Genomic DNA, 15,621 nt, shown 5'->3' on the forward strand with positions numbered 1-15,621 from the left:
TCACTGACTCTCCCGCGCAATGTCTGCCATTCGATGCTGGCACCATAGCCAGCTGCTAATGCCGCCCAACAGGACGGCGGCTACCAGTGCCGCCGCCACCAACTGCGACTCACCGTAAAATTTACTCACCACCGGCACCATCAGCGCGCTCGCGCCGTAGCCCAGTGTATGGCTAGTGGCGATCGCTCCCGCCCCTTTGCCGGTAGATAACTTATCGTTCAGCATCAGTTGATAGCCCGGCGTCGCCATCGCGGCCCCAAACGAAGCCAGCGCACAGCCGAGATAAAACAGCACCAGCGGAGCGGTACACATCAGCCCCAAGCCAGCGATCATCAACAAAGCGGCAACCATCAGCAGCTGCGGCGGAGTGAGACGCTGTGGCCGCACCACCAGAAACTGTGCCAACAGCGTGCAACCTGCCGCTACGCTGAGCAATACCGCCACATGGTGGCTAACGGTCGTCGCCGAATGGCTGAACAACTGCTGCAAATGCGGAGCCAAGCCCAACTGCATCAGGCTGACGCAGCCCGCCAGCAGCAACGCACAAAATAAATAGGGCATCATCGTCAGCCGCAGGCGGTTTTGCTGATGCGCCACCGCTGGCAGTGGCGGGTCGTTATGCTGGCGGCAGATCACCAGTAACGCGATCAGCGGCGCAATCGCCATCAGCCATAGCGGAGCCATCGGATGCAAAGACAGCGCCACGGCTGCGCACAGCGGGCCAAGCAACCGGCCACAGCTCAGGCCAGAGCTGATAGTGGCCAACGCCGCCATACGTTGTTCATACCCAGCACGTTGCAGCGCCCAAGTCTGGCTGGCGGGCACCATGCCTGATACTGTCAGGCCATAGATAATGCGCGCCACAATCAATCCGCCCAACCCAGCCATTTCAGGCAGCCAGCCAGCAGCCAGCCCCCACACGGCCAAGGCCAATAACGCAAAGCTGAGCAGGTAACCCGCCAGGGCCATAACCACCACGTATTTACAGCCGCGAATTTCTGCCTGCCGCCCCCACCACGGAGAACCGACAAGAAACAGCATCGATCCCAGCGTTAGCAACCCCGCCCACACCGACAACGAAAGTTGAGTCAGGCTGACCAACACGGGTAATGCAACCAGCAAGCCATTTTGCCCAATGCCCAATAGCCCGGCACAAAACGCCAGCGGCCAGTTTGAAGGAGAATCATTACCAATTGCAACGATTTTTGAACCCGAAAATAAGCGCATCAAGTGAAATAACCGTTAAGAAAATGATGTTTTTGTGTGTAATTAATCAAAAAATTGTATCATGCAGTGATTGATAATAATAAGAACTATTGATATAAGAATCATTCTCAATCGCTCCAGAGTGACAAGGGTCATGACCATCCAGTTAGCAAGCGCAGCAACCGATGTGGCTGCGCAATGTTTCCTCAACGCGCTAATGCGTGAAACTCGGGACTGGCACATCGTGCCGGCAACCAATAGCCAACCTCCTCAGCTACATCTCCCACTTTCGGATAGCCAGTTTATACGCATTCCATTACGGCATATCTCGCCAACCCAACATCATCAATATCAGTTCCCCGCCTGCCTGAATGGCAACGGTGAAGCGCTGAGTTTTGAGCGTTTGGTTACGCTGTTGCTGGCCAAACCGGCGATAAAAGGCCAACTGAGTGAGGAGGTTTTGGCACGCTTTCTCCAGCGAGTGCTGGAAAGTCATGACAATACCCAACTGGCGATCGCCATCCGGCTGGACTGGCCAAAGCTACGTGACCAGCCGCTGAATTTTGCCCAGGCGGAACAGGGGTTATTAGCTGGCCATGCCTTCCACCCGGCTCCGAAATCCCATGAGCCCTTTGATCATCAGCAGGCACAGCGCTATCTGCCAGATTTTGCTGGCAGCTTCCCCCTGCGCTGGTTTGCGGTAGAAAAGCGCCACCTGTGTGGCGACAGCCTGGATCTGACGTTACAGCAGCGCCTGCAACGCTTCGCCGCAGAAAGCGCACCACAGTTGCTAGGCCATTTTACCGATGACGTCTGGCTGCTGCCGATGCATCCATGGCAGGCCGATTATCTGCTGGCACAAAGCTGGTGCCGCGAGTTGGTCGAGCAGCACAAGCTGTGCGATCTGGGTGAGGCCGGTGAGCGTTGGTTGCCAACCAGCTCTTCACGTTCGCTATATCACGCGGGCAGCCGCGACATGATCAAGTTTTCCCTCAGCGTACGGCTAACCAACTCGGTGCGTACCCTGTCGGTCAAAGAAGTGAAACGCGGCATGCGTCTCGCACGTCTGGCAAAGACCCCCCGCTGGCAGGAGCTGCAAGCTCGTTATCCAACGATGCGCGTGATGCAGGAAGATGGCTGGGCCGGGTTACGCTCCGCAGACGGCACAATCCAGGAAGAGAGCCTGATGGCGCTGCGCGATAACCTGCTGTTCGGCCAGGCACAGAATCAAACCAACGTGTTGGTCACCTTGACGCAAGCAGCGCCAGACGGTGGCGATAGCCTGTTAGCTGCGGCAGTGCGCCGCCTGGCTGCCCGCCTGCACTTGCCATTGCAGCAGGCCGCCCATTGCTGGCTGGACGCTTACTGCCAGCAGGTGCTGCTACCGCTGTTCAGCGCCGAAGCCGACTACGGCCTGGTACTGCTGGCCCATCAGCAAAACATTCTGGTGGAAATGCAGCAGGACTTGCCGGTGGGCATGCTGTACCGCGATTGCCAGGGCAGCGGCTTTACCCGCGATGCCACGCCTTGGCTGGATGAAATCGGCGAAGCCGAAGCGGAGAACCGCTTTAGCGAGCAGCAGTTGTTACGCTACTTCCCCTACTACCTGCTGGTGAATTCGACGTTGGCCGTTACCGCCGCTATGGCAGCAGCAGGGTTCGACAGTGAAGAGAGCCTGATGAGACGAGTACGGGATGCGTTAACCACGCTGCGTAACACGGCGAAAAATACCCGTTGCCTGGACTATGTCCTCGACAGCCAACATTGGAACTGCAAGGGCAACTTCTTCTGCTATTTGCACGATCACAATGAGAACACCATTGTCGATCCGGCGGTGATCTACTTTGACTTCACCAATCCGCTGCGCGTGGAGGCCGCTCAATGATGCCCGTTGCCAAGATTGTCCACGCCACCAGCGGATTCCGCTGCGAACTGCTGGGGAAAAACCTGTCCCTTAGCCTGGGATTGGACGGCAGCGCTACGTTGCATTATCCAGGCTCACTGCCAGCAGGCTGGCTGATTCAGGCGTTGGATCAGTTGCTGATCGCGGCTCCACAGCTAAGCGGCATTGCCCTGCCCTATGCCGAATGGCGTGAGGAGCCACAGGCTCTGGCACTGTTCTCCCAGGCCTGTGGTGATTACCTGGCCCGTGAAACCTTCTACCAACTGCCGCTGTGGCTGATCGCCGAACGCCATACCGCTGGCGGCCAAATGCAATACGATGCCGAGCGCGAGCTGTGGTTTCCGCAGCGCCCTGCACGGCCCAGCGGTGAGGTGTATCGCCGCTACGATCCGCAAATCAAACGTAGCTTGAGCTTCCGTTTGCCCGAAGTGGAGCGCGACGCCGAGCAGTTCACCCGTTGGATGAACTCCCCCCGCGTTGACGCCTTCTGGGAAATGAGCGGCCCACTCGAGGTCCAGGCCGCCTATTTACAGCGCCAGCTGGATTCCAGCTATTGCTACCCGTTGCTGGGCTGCTTTGACGACCAGCCGTTTGGCTATTTCGAAGTTTACTGGGCACCCGAAGATCGCATTGGCCGCCACTATCGCTGGCAGCCGTTCGATCGCGGCCTGCACATGCTGGTCGGTGAAGAAGACTGGCGTGGCGCACAGTACATCCGCAGTTGGCTACGTGGCCTGACCCACTATTTATACCTGGATGAACCTCGCACCACTCGCGTCGTGGCCGAGCCACGCGCGGACAATCAGCGGCTGTTCCGCCATCTGCCCACCGCTGGCTACCACACGCTGAAAGAGTTTGATTTCCCCCATAAGCGTTCACGGCTGATCATGAACCAGCGTGATAACTTCTTCCGCGAGGGACAGATATGAGCCGCCACGATTACGCCGATTGGCAACGCGTTAACCTGCAGATGATCGCCAAGATCCTGGCGGAACTGGAGTATGAGCGCACTTTGCAGGCCGAGGAGCACGACGGGCAATGGCAGATTGCGCTAGGTGATGCTACCTACCGCTTCAGCGCCAAACGCGGGATCTGGGGTTGGTTGCACATCGACGCCAACAGCCTGAGCTGCGATGGCCTGCCGCTGGCCGCCGATCAAACGCTGCGGCAACTGGCGCAGGTGCTGAAGATGGACGATGCGCAGATCGCCGAACATTTGGAAGATCTGTATGCCACGTTACGCGGTGACATGCAGTTACTCACCGCTCGCCACGGGATGAGTGCCAACGATCTGATTGCGCTGGATGCCGACGCGCTGCAATGCCTGCTGGCAGGTCACCCGAAGTTCGTCTTCAACAAGGGGCGTCGTGGCTGGGGGCTGACGGCGTTGCAACAGTATGCGCCAGAATATCAGGGCCAGTTCCAGCTGCACTGGGTGGCCGCCAAACGCAGCAGCTTTGTCTGGTGCATTGACGAGGACTTCCCGCTAGAAAACTTGCTCAACAGCGCGATGGACAGCGGGGAGCGCCAGCGCTTTGACCGCCGCTGGCACGACCTGAAGTTGAATAACGATTGGCTGCCAGTGCCGTTGCATCCATGGCAATGGCAGCAAAAAATCGCTCTGCATTTCCTGCCACAACTGGCCAGCGGTGAACTGGTCGAGCTGGGTGAGTTTGGCGATCGCTATCTGGCTCAGCAGTCCCTGCGCACTTTGACCAATACCAGCCGCCGGGTGCCCTTCGATATCAAGCTGCCGCTGACCATTTACAACACCTCCTGCTATCGCGGCATTCCGGGCAAGTACATCAGCGCCGGGCCTGCGGCTTCACGCTGGTTACAGCAGATTTTCGCCAGTGACAGCACCTTGCAGGCCAGCGGCGCCCAGATCCTGGGTGAACCGGCGGCGGGCTATCTGGCCCACCCAACCTACGGCGCACTGTCCAAGGCCCCCTATCGTTATCAGGAAATGCTCGGGGTGATCTGGCGTGAAAACCCGTCCTGTTATCTGCAACCGGGCGAGCAGGCGATCCTGATGGCTACGCTGATGGAAACCGACAATCAGGGTGAGCCGCTGATCGCTGCCTACATTGCCCGTTCCGGCCTGAGCGCAGAGGCGTGGCTGGCGCAGATGTTCCAGGCGGTGGTGCTGCCGATGTACCACCTGATGTGCTGCTACGGGGTGGCGCTGATCGCCCACGGCCAGAACATCACACTAGTGATGAAAGACCATGTACCGCAGCGGGTACTGCTAAAAGATTTCCAGGGCGATATGCGCCTGGTAGATCAGGACTTCCCACAGGCCGCTTCACTGCCACAGGTGGTAAAAGACGTAACGGTGCGCCTGCCTGCCGACTATCTGATCCATGACCTGCAAACCGGGCATTTCGTCACCGTTTTGCGCTTTATTTCGCCGCTGATGAGCGGCTGCGGCATAAGCGAACCGCGTTTCTATCAAGTGCTGGCACAGGTGCTGGAGCGCTATATGGCGCAGCATCCGCAGTTGGCCGACCGCTTTGCCCTGTTCGACCTTTTCAAGCCGCAGATTATTCGCGTGGTACTCAACCCGGTGAAACTCACCTATTCAGAGCAGGATGGCGGCAGCCGCATGTTGCCGAACTATCTGCAAGATCTGGATAACCCTCTTTATTTGGTCTCCAAGGAGTTTGCCCAATGAATCAGCCTCTGGATTTCATCGGCATCGGCGTCGGCCCATTCAATCTGAGCATTGCCGCACTCGGCAGTGAGGTTACCGGCTTTAACAGCAAGTTCTTCGAACGTAAACCGCACTTCTCCTGGCACCCCGGCATGATGGTGCCGGACTGCCATATGCAAACCAGTTTCCTCAAGGATCTGGTCAGCGCGGTTTCACCGACCAACCCGTACAGCTTTCTCAACTACCTGGTGAAAAGGAAGAAGTTCTACCGCTTCCTGACCACCGAGCAGCGTACGGTCTCCCGCGAAGAGTTCGCCGACTATCTCGACTGGGCGGCTAACGGGCTGGAGACGCTCGAGTTCAGCCAAGACATCCGCAGCGTGGATTTTGACGACCAGCAACGCCAATTTGTTGTCACCACCCAGCGCGATATCTACCGTGCCCGCCATATCTGCCTAGGCATCGGTAAACGCCCCAAACTGCCAGACTGCGTCAGCGAGCAAAACGATCGCTGCTTCCATGCCAGCGAAATGAGCCTGCGTAACCCGGATCTTAGCGGCAAACGCGTCACCGTGATCGGCGGCGGCCAAAGCGGTGCCGATCTGTTTTTGAATATTTTCCGCGCCGAATGGGGCCAGCCCAAGCAGTTGAACTGGATCTCACGCCGCAACAATTACAACGCGCTGGACGAAGCCGCCTTCGCTAATGAGTACTTCACGCCGGAATATGTAGAAAGCTTCTACACCCTGAGCGACAGCGCCAAGCAGCGCATGCTGACCGAGCAGAAAATGACGTCGGACGGCATCACTAGCGGATCGCTGCTGGCGATTTACCAGGCGATGTATCACCGCTTTGAAGTATTACGAGAAAAGCCTTGGGCCCACCTGCTGCCTAGCCGTTCATTGGCCGCGATGCACGCATCCGGCAATGGCTATCAGCTGGTCACCCATCACCATCTCGATCAGGGCAAGGAAACCTTCGACTGCGACGTGGTGATCTTCGCCACCGGCTATCAGCAAGACCGCCCGGCGTTTCTCACACCGCTGGCCAATCGCCTGCTGACCACGGCGAACGATGAGTATCGCATCACGCCGGATTTCACCCTGGAATGGCAGGGGCCGAGCGAAAACTGTCTGTTTGCCGTTAATGCCGGCATGCACAGTCATGGCATTGCCGAACCCCAGCTCAGCCTGATGGCCTGGCGTTCGGCCCGTATTCTCAACCGGGCATTAGGACGCGATTGGTTCGACTTAACGTCCACCCCGGCTGTGATCCAATGGCGTAGCCAGCAGGCAGCGGTCACCGCCCAAACTGCACACGACGCCATCTTTAACTTTAACTAACCATGGAAACGTTTGAACAACAATGAAACGCAGACACCTCTGGGTACTAAACCCTTGCCTGTTGGCAATGCTCGCACCAACGGCCTGGGCAGAAGAACAAAAAAATGATGACCAACTGGTGGTTTCCGCCAGCCGTTCTCACCGCAGCGTAGCGGAAATGGCCCAGACCACCTGGGTGATCGAAGGCCAGGAAATTGAGCAACAGGTGCAGGGCGGTAAAGAGATCAAGGATGTGCTGTCGCAGCTGATCCCGGGCATGGACGTCAGCAGTCAGGGCCGTACCAACTACGGCATGAACCTGCGCGGCCGTTCGATGATGGTGATGATCGACGGTGTGCGCCTGAACTCATCGCGCAGTGACAGCCGCCAGCTCGATTCAATCGATCCGTTCAACATTGCCCATATTGAAGTGATTTCCGGGGCTACCTCGCTGTACGGCGGCGGCAGCACCGGTGGCCTGGTTAACATCGTGACCAAGAAGGGCCAGGAAGAAAAACAGGTTGAGCTCCAGCTTGGCGGTAAAACCGGCTTTAACAGCAGCAGCGATCACGATGAAAACGTGTCGGCAGCGGTCAGCGGTGGCACCGATAAGGCTTCCGGCCGCCTGTCGGTTTCCTATCAGCGTTACGGCGGCTGGTATGACGGCAAAGGCGACGAGGTGCTGATCGACAACACCCAAACCGGCCTGCAATACTCCGATCGTATCGACCTGATGGGCACCGGCACCATCAATATCGACGATCACCAGCAGTTGCAACTGACCACGCAATATTTCAACAGCGAGTCAGACGGTAAGCACGGCCTGTATCTGGGGCAAAACTTCTCGGCGGTGACCGGCAGCGGGCAGGCCTACAACAGCGGTAATCTGGATTCGGATCGTATTCCAGGCACCGAGCGCCATCTGATCAACCTGCAATACTCCAACACCGATTTCTGGGGCCAGGATCTGGTGGCGCAGGTGTATTATCGTGATGAGTCGCTGACCTTCTATCCGTTCCCTACCCTGAGCGGCGGCAAGGTAACCAGCATCGGCGCTTCGCAACAGAAAACCGATTTCTACGGCGGCAAGCTGACCCTGAACAGCAAGCCGATCGACAGCCTTACGTTGACCTACGGCTTCGATGCCGACCATGAAAGCTTCAATGCCAACCAGCAGTTCTTCAATCTGGCGAAGGCCCAGCAGTCTGGCGGGATGACGCTGCAAAATGCCTACAACGTCGGCCGCTACCCGAGCTATACCACCACTAACCTGGCACCGTTCATGCAGGCCAGCTACGACATCGATCCGATGTTTACCCTGAGCGGCGGCGTGCGCTACCAGTACACCGAAAACAAGGTGGATGATTTCGTTGGCTACGCACAGCAACAAGGGATCGCCAACGGCCTGGCGACCTCTGCCGATGCCGTGCCCGGTGGTAAAACCGACTACAACAACGCGTTGTTCAACGCCGGTTTGCTGGCCCATCTGACAGAACGCCAGCAGACCTGGTTCAACTTCTCACAAGGGTTTGAGATCCCGGATCTGGCCAAGTACTACGGCTCCGGCACCTATAAGCTGGTGAACGGCCACTATCAGCTGCAAAAAAGCGTCAACGTCAATGACTCCAAGCTGGACGGCATCAAGGTCGACTCCTACGAGCTGGGCTGGCGCTACAATGGCGACAATCTGCGTACCCAGGTTGCGGCCTACTATTCCCTGTCAGACAAGACCATCACCATCAACAAAACCGATATGACCATCAACATGAACGCTGACAAACGTCGGATTTATGGTATGGAAGGCGCGGTGGATTACTTCTTTGATGACAGCGAATGGAGCACCGGTGCCACCTTCAACCTGATCAAGTCGGAAACCAAGACCGATGGTAAATGGGAGAAGTTGACCGTCGACACCGCCAGCCCGTCGAAAGCCACCGCCTACGTCAACTGGGCACCGGGTGACTGGACGGTGCGCGTGCAGTCGCAGCAAACCTTCGACGTTTCCGACAGCCAGGGCCGCAAGCTCGACGGCTATAACACCATTGACGTCCTCAGCAGCTATGCCCTGCCGGTAGGCAAGGTCAGCTTCAGCGTAGAGAACCTGTTGGACAAAGACTACACCACCGTGTGGGGCCAACGTGCGCCAATCCTGTATAGCCCAACCTACGGCGCGCCGGAGTTGTACAGCTATAAAGGCCGTGGCCGCACCTTTGGTTTGAACTACTCAGTCCTGTTCTGAGACATCTCTGATATCACCAGGCCGAATTAATCTATTCGGCCTGCTTATCATCCGCACAAGGAATGCGTGCCCCACCAAGACTAAAATCATAAATAAAAAAGCATAGATATGTTTAACATCTATACATACCTGTTATTATTGCGATTCATCCCACTTGCGAATGGCGAAAATAAAATATAAGATAAAAAGTCATTAGGATTCCTCTGAATACAAATCTGTCAGATAACTGATTATTTCAACCTTAACTTCACTCACGCGTTTTTTTAAAAGAAAAAACAAAAACCATAGGCGATAAAGCCCCCAAAACAGCACATTATGCTTATGCATTAAATTTCCTACAGTAATGATATTAAACATCAAAAACCAGCCAATCATCCGATAAAAACAAACAAAAACACCAAAAATCAGGCAGCAATAAGACTTAAATTCTTTTTATTCTGGTTATTTTTTTATTTTTATGAATTGACATTAACTCTTCAGGCAATAATATATAAAGCCAATGTGTGGAAATGACAGTTCCAATTTATGAGGTCGGAGCCAGACAGTTTTAGCAGCGGATGCGGCGGAGTTGATAATGGATGATACGAGTCAATTTAAATATGTAGCAGCCCCCATCACCAAGGCGGGCGAGAGTGGGTTATTGCTTTTTGGCTATATTATCAATGATGAGTATCAGGTAGATATCAAATCGGGTTCGGTAATCAAACTCTATAATACGATAGAGTATCACTATCAGGGTGAGGAACGATTTACCAACTATCTAAAGCTGCGTGAAACGATGCTGCGGTTGCTGACGTATCTATTGGCACACGCAAGCTGTGGCTATGTTTCCAACCAGGAATTACTGGTACAGGTTTGGGAGAATCATAACCTCTCCTCCTCAACCACCAGATTGACCCAAGTAATTTCCGAGCTAAAAGCAAGGCTAAGTAAAATTGGTATCGCTGATGATTTTATTAAAAGCTCGCGAGGAAAAGGATATACCTTACGTGGAGCCTCTGTAACTCCGCTGTATATAAAAAAAATATGATTTGATTGCTTATCGCCAAAAAAAGGGAACAGCATTTTCACTGCCATAGTGAAATGACGGCTCTGATGTCACTCCATGTCACACTCAGAGTATTTTAAGGATAATTAACAAGGATCATATGCAATGAAAAAAACCACATTAGTCATGGCTCTCTCACTGGCTATCGGCGGCTTTGCTGCGCTTCCGGCTTCCGCTGCCATCACCGTAGCGGGTGGTAACATTAATTTCACCGGCGAAGTCACTGACGCAACTTGCCTGATCAACGACCAGACGCCAAATGGTGCTGTTGATCTGAACGTGCCTTTAGAGACGGTCAGTGCCAGTGAGTTAAGCTTTGCCGGTGCCACGGCAAAGCCTGCGCCATTTACCATCAGACTGGGTGGCCCTTCTGATTTAAACTGCACCAACGGTAAGATTGCTTCAGTGTATTTTGAACCAACTAGCCCGGCTATCGATAATGCGACCGGTTGGTTGAAAAATACTTCAGCAACCAATCCTGCGTTAAATGTTCAGGTACAAATCCTGAATGGCGAAACCAACAGCCCGATCAACCTGGTATCCGGCAATAACAACCATGCGCCGAAAACCATCGTCAATCAAACTGCCGAATATACCTACTTTGGCCAGTATGTTGCTGTAGGTGGCGCGGCGGGTCCGGGCCAAGTTGCCTCAACGGTTAAATACAGCATCGTTTATCAATAAAACCTGACTGAATAGATTATGGCCCTGTTACCACAGGGCCATATTTGCCACGTCTATACTGACGAGATTGTTATGCGCTTGATTAAAAAATATTGGCCACTGCTATCGCTGCTGTTAAGCGGATTTTTTTCCTCCTCTTTGTATGCCGGTATTGTCATATCTGGTACGCGCGTGATCTACCCAAGTGATGCCAAAGAAGTCTCGCTGAAACTGGAAAATAAAAGCCGTTTTCCACTATTGGTGCAATCCTGGATTGATGCAGGCGATGCGAATTCAGCGCCTGAGGACAGCAATGTCCCCTTTATAATCATGCCACCGGTTTCACGAGTTGAACCCGCCAAGGCGCAAACCTTACGTATTACCGCAACACCGTTGGTAAGCCACGCCACCGACCGCGAGACGCTATATTGGATCAACGTGCTTGAAGTCCCTCCCCAGTCGAAAGGAGATCAGAATTACCTCTCCATCGCCTATCGCAATCGCCTGAAGGTATTTTACCGCCCCTCAACGTTGCCAGGGCTATCACTGGAAACCATGGATAAGGTGAGTTGGCAACGGCAAGGGGAAAAACTGCTCGCTAAAAACCCCACGCCATACCATATCAGCTATGCCTCCGTGCAGGTATCTGGCTACGGCACCGCCTCGGTAGCTGGCACTGATGGCGGCATGATCGCCCCCTTCTCTGAGCAAACCTTTCAACTAAAACGCGATAACAAGGTTATTGCGGTGCCGCCAAATAGCGTAATCACCAAGGCGATTAATGACTATGGGGCTTTTATTGAAAAAATATACCCGTTAGGCCGCTGACATAACCCTTTTTCAGAAGTATTGGCTTATCTGAGTCATCAAGGATGCTATGACTAGGTGTAAACCGACAATAAAAACCGCGCTGACGTGGTTTCTTTCATGTGCCATGGTTTCAGCGACTTCCAGCTATGCGGCAGACTCGCCCGAAGAAGTGACATTCGATCCCAGTTTTTTCCCTGGCGGTAAGGTCGGAACATTCGATCCGGCCCAATTCAGCCGCAGTAACGTCGTTGTTCCAGGTATCTACACCGTGGCGATCGAACTTAACGGCCAGCGGATCGGCAATGAAAAAATCCAGTTTAAGGCCCAGCCGGGCAATAACCTGCAAACCCTTCCCTGCTATCCGGGCAGTTTCTTCTCGTTGCTCAATTTGAGCGCAGAGAAACTGTTGGCCCAGATCCCTGCCGTGCAATTGGCGCCATTAGTGCAAGCGGGCTATTGCGGTTCACTCAGTGAACTCCTGCCCGGGGCCACCGTCAGCTTTGATGTCGGCGAGCAAAAGTTGACGCTGACGATACCGCAGTTGCTGCTCAACAGGACAACGCGTGGCTATGTCAATCCCGAGCTGTGGGAGGATGGCTTAACCGCCTTGATAGTGAACTACAACGCCAACGTTTATCAGTCAAGACAGCGGGAAAACAGCAACACCTACGGCTATCTCGGGCTGCGTAACGGCCTGAACTTCGGCCCTTGGCGCGTGCGAAATAACGGCAGCCTCAATTGGTCCTCGGGAGAGAGTGGCGGGGATTACAAAAGCACATCGTCCTATATCAGCCGCGATGTCACCGCGCTGCAATCTCAATTGATCCTGGGTGACGCCTTTACCAGTGGCGAACTGTTTGACGGCGTACGTTTCCGAGGGGCCAGACTTTATTCTGATGATCGCATGCTACCTGACGCCCTACGTGGCTACGCCCCCGTAGTACGGGGCATAGCCAATACCAATGCCAGAGTGATCATTACTCAGAATGGTTACACACTCTATACCACTACGGTATCTCCGGGACCTTTCGAGATCAACGATCTCTACCCCACCAGCTATGGAGGGGAGTTGACCGTACAAGTAGAAGAAGCTAATGGCCAAGTCAGATCCTTCACTGTTCCATATGCTTCAGTGACTCAAATGTTGCGGCCAGGGATAAGCCGCTACGAAGTGGCTGCGGGTAAAGTGAATAATGATGGGTTGGCACACAAGCCTGAATTTGGCAGCCTGACCTACCAGTTGGGCCTGAGTAATTTCATTACCGGCTACACCGGTGCCACCGCCAGCAAAGGGTACCTTTCGGCCTTATTGGGTGGTGCCATGAATACGTTCATCGGCGCCCTCTCATTGGATGTCACCCAGGCGAAAACCCGTTTGCCCGACCAGCATCCGCGTTCAGGGCAAAGCTATCGAATCGGCTTCAGCCAGATGTATCCAGAAACACAAACCAGCTTCTCCGTGGCCGCTTATCGTTACTCAACCGACGGTTTCCTGAGCTTAAATGACGCCGTCCAACTGCGCGATCTGGCCCTGCGTAATGGAAATATCGATGCCTATGGCCGTCAACGTAGCCTGTTTACGCTTTCGGTCAACCAGCCGCTGGGAGAAGGTTGGGGAAACCTGTATGCCGTCGGCAATCATACCACTTATTGGAACCAGAGCAGTTCGCAACAGGGCCTGCAGCTAGGCTATAGCAACTTCTGGCGCAATCTTAGCTATACCCTTTCGGTCAACCGAACGCTGAGCGGTCAACTCACAGGAAATACAGAAGAGACAACGGCAAATCGGCGGGAAACCCAATATGCGTTGACGCTCTCGTTACCGCTAGGCTCGAGCCTCCATGCACCAACGCTCAATGCTACCGGTACTACCGACGACAAGGGGAGCACTGGCCTGATTGGCCTGTCGGGCAATGCGGGTGAACAGAATCAGTTTAATTATGTCATCAGCACCAGCCGTAATACTGAAGGCAATAGCAACTTTTTCAACGGTGGCGTTGGCTACCGCTCATCCCTTGCCCGTATGGGCGCAAACTATAGCTATGGGCAGGGAAACCGGCAGGTTTCAGCAAGCATGGATGGTGCTCTGGTGGCCCACCGTGGTGGTATCACTTTAGGGCAATCACTTGGCGAAACGGGTGGTCTGGTAAGGGCACCTGGTGCTGAAGGCGCTCTCGTCACCAGCGCTCCCGGCGTTCAGATCGACCGTTTTGGTTATGCCATCGTCCCTTACCTGCGGCCCTACTATCTCAATCAGATCGATATCGACCCCAAGGGCAGTTCACAGGACGTGGAGTTGCTGTCTACCCGCAATACCACCGCTCCCCGCGCTGGTGCATTGGTCCTGCTTGATTATGAAACCAAACGCGGCAAGGTGACCTACATCAGAGCCAAGCGACCGGACGGTAGCCCACTGCCCTTCGCTGCCAACGTCTATGATGCGCGAAACAACGCCGTAGGGGTTGTCGGCCAAGCCAGCCTGGTGGTGGCACGCGATCTCGACCTGAAAGGCGTGTTGCAAGTGAGATGGGGGGATAGTCAGGCAGAGCATTGCAGTATCCATTATTCGCTACAGCCAGGCACCGCTGAAGAGGGCAGGCAGTTGATTCAAGGCATCTGCCAATGACGAAGTGCCCACACGAAATGAGGAACAACATGAAAAGAATATTCGCCTCAGCAACGGCGATATCACTGATGCTCTGCGGCGGCCTGTATGCACAGAATGCGCTCGCAGCAAGTGCGGGTTGTGATTGGGATAGTTCCTCCGCAGTCAAAGCTCCGCTTGATACCCGATTGACCATCGGCGGCTATGTTACCGTGGGAGAGGATCTTCCCATCGGCAGTGTGATCTATTCCCAACGTATCCAGACCAATGGCAACGGCGCCAGTCTGCTGTGCCGCGCGGGGGTTTATGACCTGGTTAACACCGTCATCAGTGCTCCCCATGGCCAATCCAGCTACCGTGACGCAACGTTTCCCACCGTGTTCAATACCAATATTTCTGGCGTCGGGGTAGCCCTGTGGCAAGGTACCCCAGATGGTAACAGCGGCTCCCATCTTCAGCTCCCAGGTAGGCTTACTGCCTTCTTTTCACCCAGCCGCGACAGCGTTTTCAACTTTACCGGTCAGGACGATGCCGCAGTCAGTTTTAATATTGCAATGATTAAAATAGCCGCCAATATCGGCAGCGGAACGATTAGCAGCAGCGATCTCCCCAGGTTCAAAACCTCATTCGATGGCAATGGTGAAAGTTTTGTCTATCAACAAGCGAGGATAGTGGGCAACCTGACGGCGATCCCGGCGACCTGCAACGTTGGTAACAATTATTACCTGCCGCTCGGGGAGCACTATCTTGATGAGTTCAACGGTATCGGCAGCACGGCAGGCAGCGCCGAGACCCAGATTGTGCTGTCGGGTTGCCCTGCCTTCTATGGTTCAACCTCTTACGGCGTTTTCAAGCCCAACGTTATCAGCCTCAAGCTGACGCCGCGCAACGGATTTATTGATGCTGAACGCGGGATCTCGAAACTGAATACCACCGCCGGTGACGCAGCCTCAGGGATAGGTGTCCAACTGAGCTTCAGGCAGGAAAACGGCAACTACCAATGGGCCAAATTCAACCAGAACATCAATCTGGCAAATTACATCACCTTCCTTGAAGACCGCGGCAGCGATTACAGCCTGGGCGTCAAGGCGACTTATATACAAACCTCAACCCCTATCCGGGCGGGCAGGGCTGATGCCCAAATAGAGTTTATGATCACCTATCAATGATCG

11 protein-coding genes are annotated in these 15,621 nt (G+C 54.5%); 10 read left to right on the forward strand and 1 reads right to left on the reverse strand.

Features of this window, described 5'->3' with window-relative positions:
• The gene (locus ACKWMY_RS12785) at positions 1 to 1,227 is read right to left on the reverse strand and encodes an MFS transporter (protein WP_409486395.1); all 1,227 of its coding nucleotides are present in this window, start codon (positions 1,225 to 1,227) and stop codon (positions 1 to 3) included.
• A 133-nt stretch (positions 1,228 to 1,360) separates the two neighbouring features.
• Here ACKWMY_RS12785 and ACKWMY_RS12790 point away from each other — a divergent pair, with 133 nt between their 5' ends.
• The 10 genes from ACKWMY_RS12790 to ACKWMY_RS12835 all read left to right on the forward strand — a co-directional run bounded on the left by ACKWMY_RS12790 (position 1,361) and on the right by ACKWMY_RS12835 (position 15,618).
• Entirely contained in the window at positions 1,361 to 3,091 is a 1,731-nt protein-coding gene (locus ACKWMY_RS12790) for an IucA/IucC family protein (RefSeq protein ID WP_409486396.1), read from the forward strand.
• Positions 3,088 to 4,038: a GNAT family N-acetyltransferase gene (locus tag ACKWMY_RS12795; protein ID WP_409486397.1), complete on the forward strand. Its 951-nt coding sequence runs from the start codon at positions 3,088 to 3,090 to the stop codon at positions 4,036 to 4,038. Before ACKWMY_RS12790 ends, ACKWMY_RS12795 begins: the two co-directional genes overlap by 4 nt.
• A complete protein-coding gene (gene iucC / locus ACKWMY_RS12800) occupies positions 4,035 to 5,783 on the forward strand; it encodes an aerobactin synthase IucC (RefSeq protein WP_308870537.1) in 1,749 nt (582 codons plus the stop codon). The genes ACKWMY_RS12795 and iucC overlap by 4 nt, the downstream gene beginning before the upstream one ends.
• Entirely contained in the window at positions 5,780 to 7,105 is a 1,326-nt protein-coding gene (locus ACKWMY_RS12805) for a lysine N(6)-hydroxylase/L-ornithine N(5)-oxygenase family protein (RefSeq protein ID WP_074031761.1), read from the forward strand. Before iucC ends, ACKWMY_RS12805 begins: the two co-directional genes overlap by 4 nt.
• Positions 7,106 to 7,127: 22 nt before the next feature.
• Positions 7,128 to 9,323: a TonB-dependent siderophore receptor gene (locus tag ACKWMY_RS12810; RefSeq protein WP_261160948.1), complete on the forward strand. Its 2,196-nt coding sequence runs from the start codon at positions 7,128 to 7,130 to the stop codon at positions 9,321 to 9,323.
• A gap of 574 nt (positions 9,324 to 9,897) precedes the next feature.
• Complete coding sequence (locus ACKWMY_RS12815; protein ID WP_024529005.1) at positions 9,898 to 10,353, forward strand: transcriptional regulator; 456 nt, start codon at positions 9,898 to 9,900, stop codon at positions 10,351 to 10,353.
• Between the two features lie 123 nt (positions 10,354 to 10,476).
• The gene (locus ACKWMY_RS12820) at positions 10,477 to 11,055 is read left to right on the forward strand and encodes a fimbrial protein (RefSeq protein WP_051372359.1); all 579 of its coding nucleotides are present in this window, start codon (positions 10,477 to 10,479) and stop codon (positions 11,053 to 11,055) included.
• A gap of 72 nt (positions 11,056 to 11,127) precedes the next feature.
• Positions 11,128 to 11,862, forward strand: coding sequence for a molecular chaperone (locus ACKWMY_RS12825; RefSeq protein WP_024529007.1), 735 nt, complete (start codon positions 11,128 to 11,130; stop codon positions 11,860 to 11,862).
• A gap of 49 nt (positions 11,863 to 11,911) precedes the next feature.
• Positions 11,912 to 14,470, forward strand: coding sequence for a fimbria/pilus outer membrane usher protein (locus tag ACKWMY_RS12830; protein ID WP_409486398.1), 2,559 nt, complete (start codon positions 11,912 to 11,914; stop codon positions 14,468 to 14,470).
• Between the two features lie 29 nt (positions 14,471 to 14,499).
• Positions 14,500 to 15,618, forward strand: a complete 1,119-nt coding sequence (locus tag ACKWMY_RS12835; RefSeq protein ID WP_409486399.1) for a fimbrial protein — start codon at positions 14,500 to 14,502, stop codon at positions 15,616 to 15,618.
• The last annotated feature ends 3 nt before the right edge of the window (positions 15,619 to 15,621 follow it).

This window comes from Serratia sp. J2, from assembly GCF_046269175.1.
GTDB classification, from domain to species: domain Bacteria; phylum Pseudomonadota; class Gammaproteobacteria; order Enterobacterales; family Enterobacteriaceae; genus Chania; species Chania fonticola_C.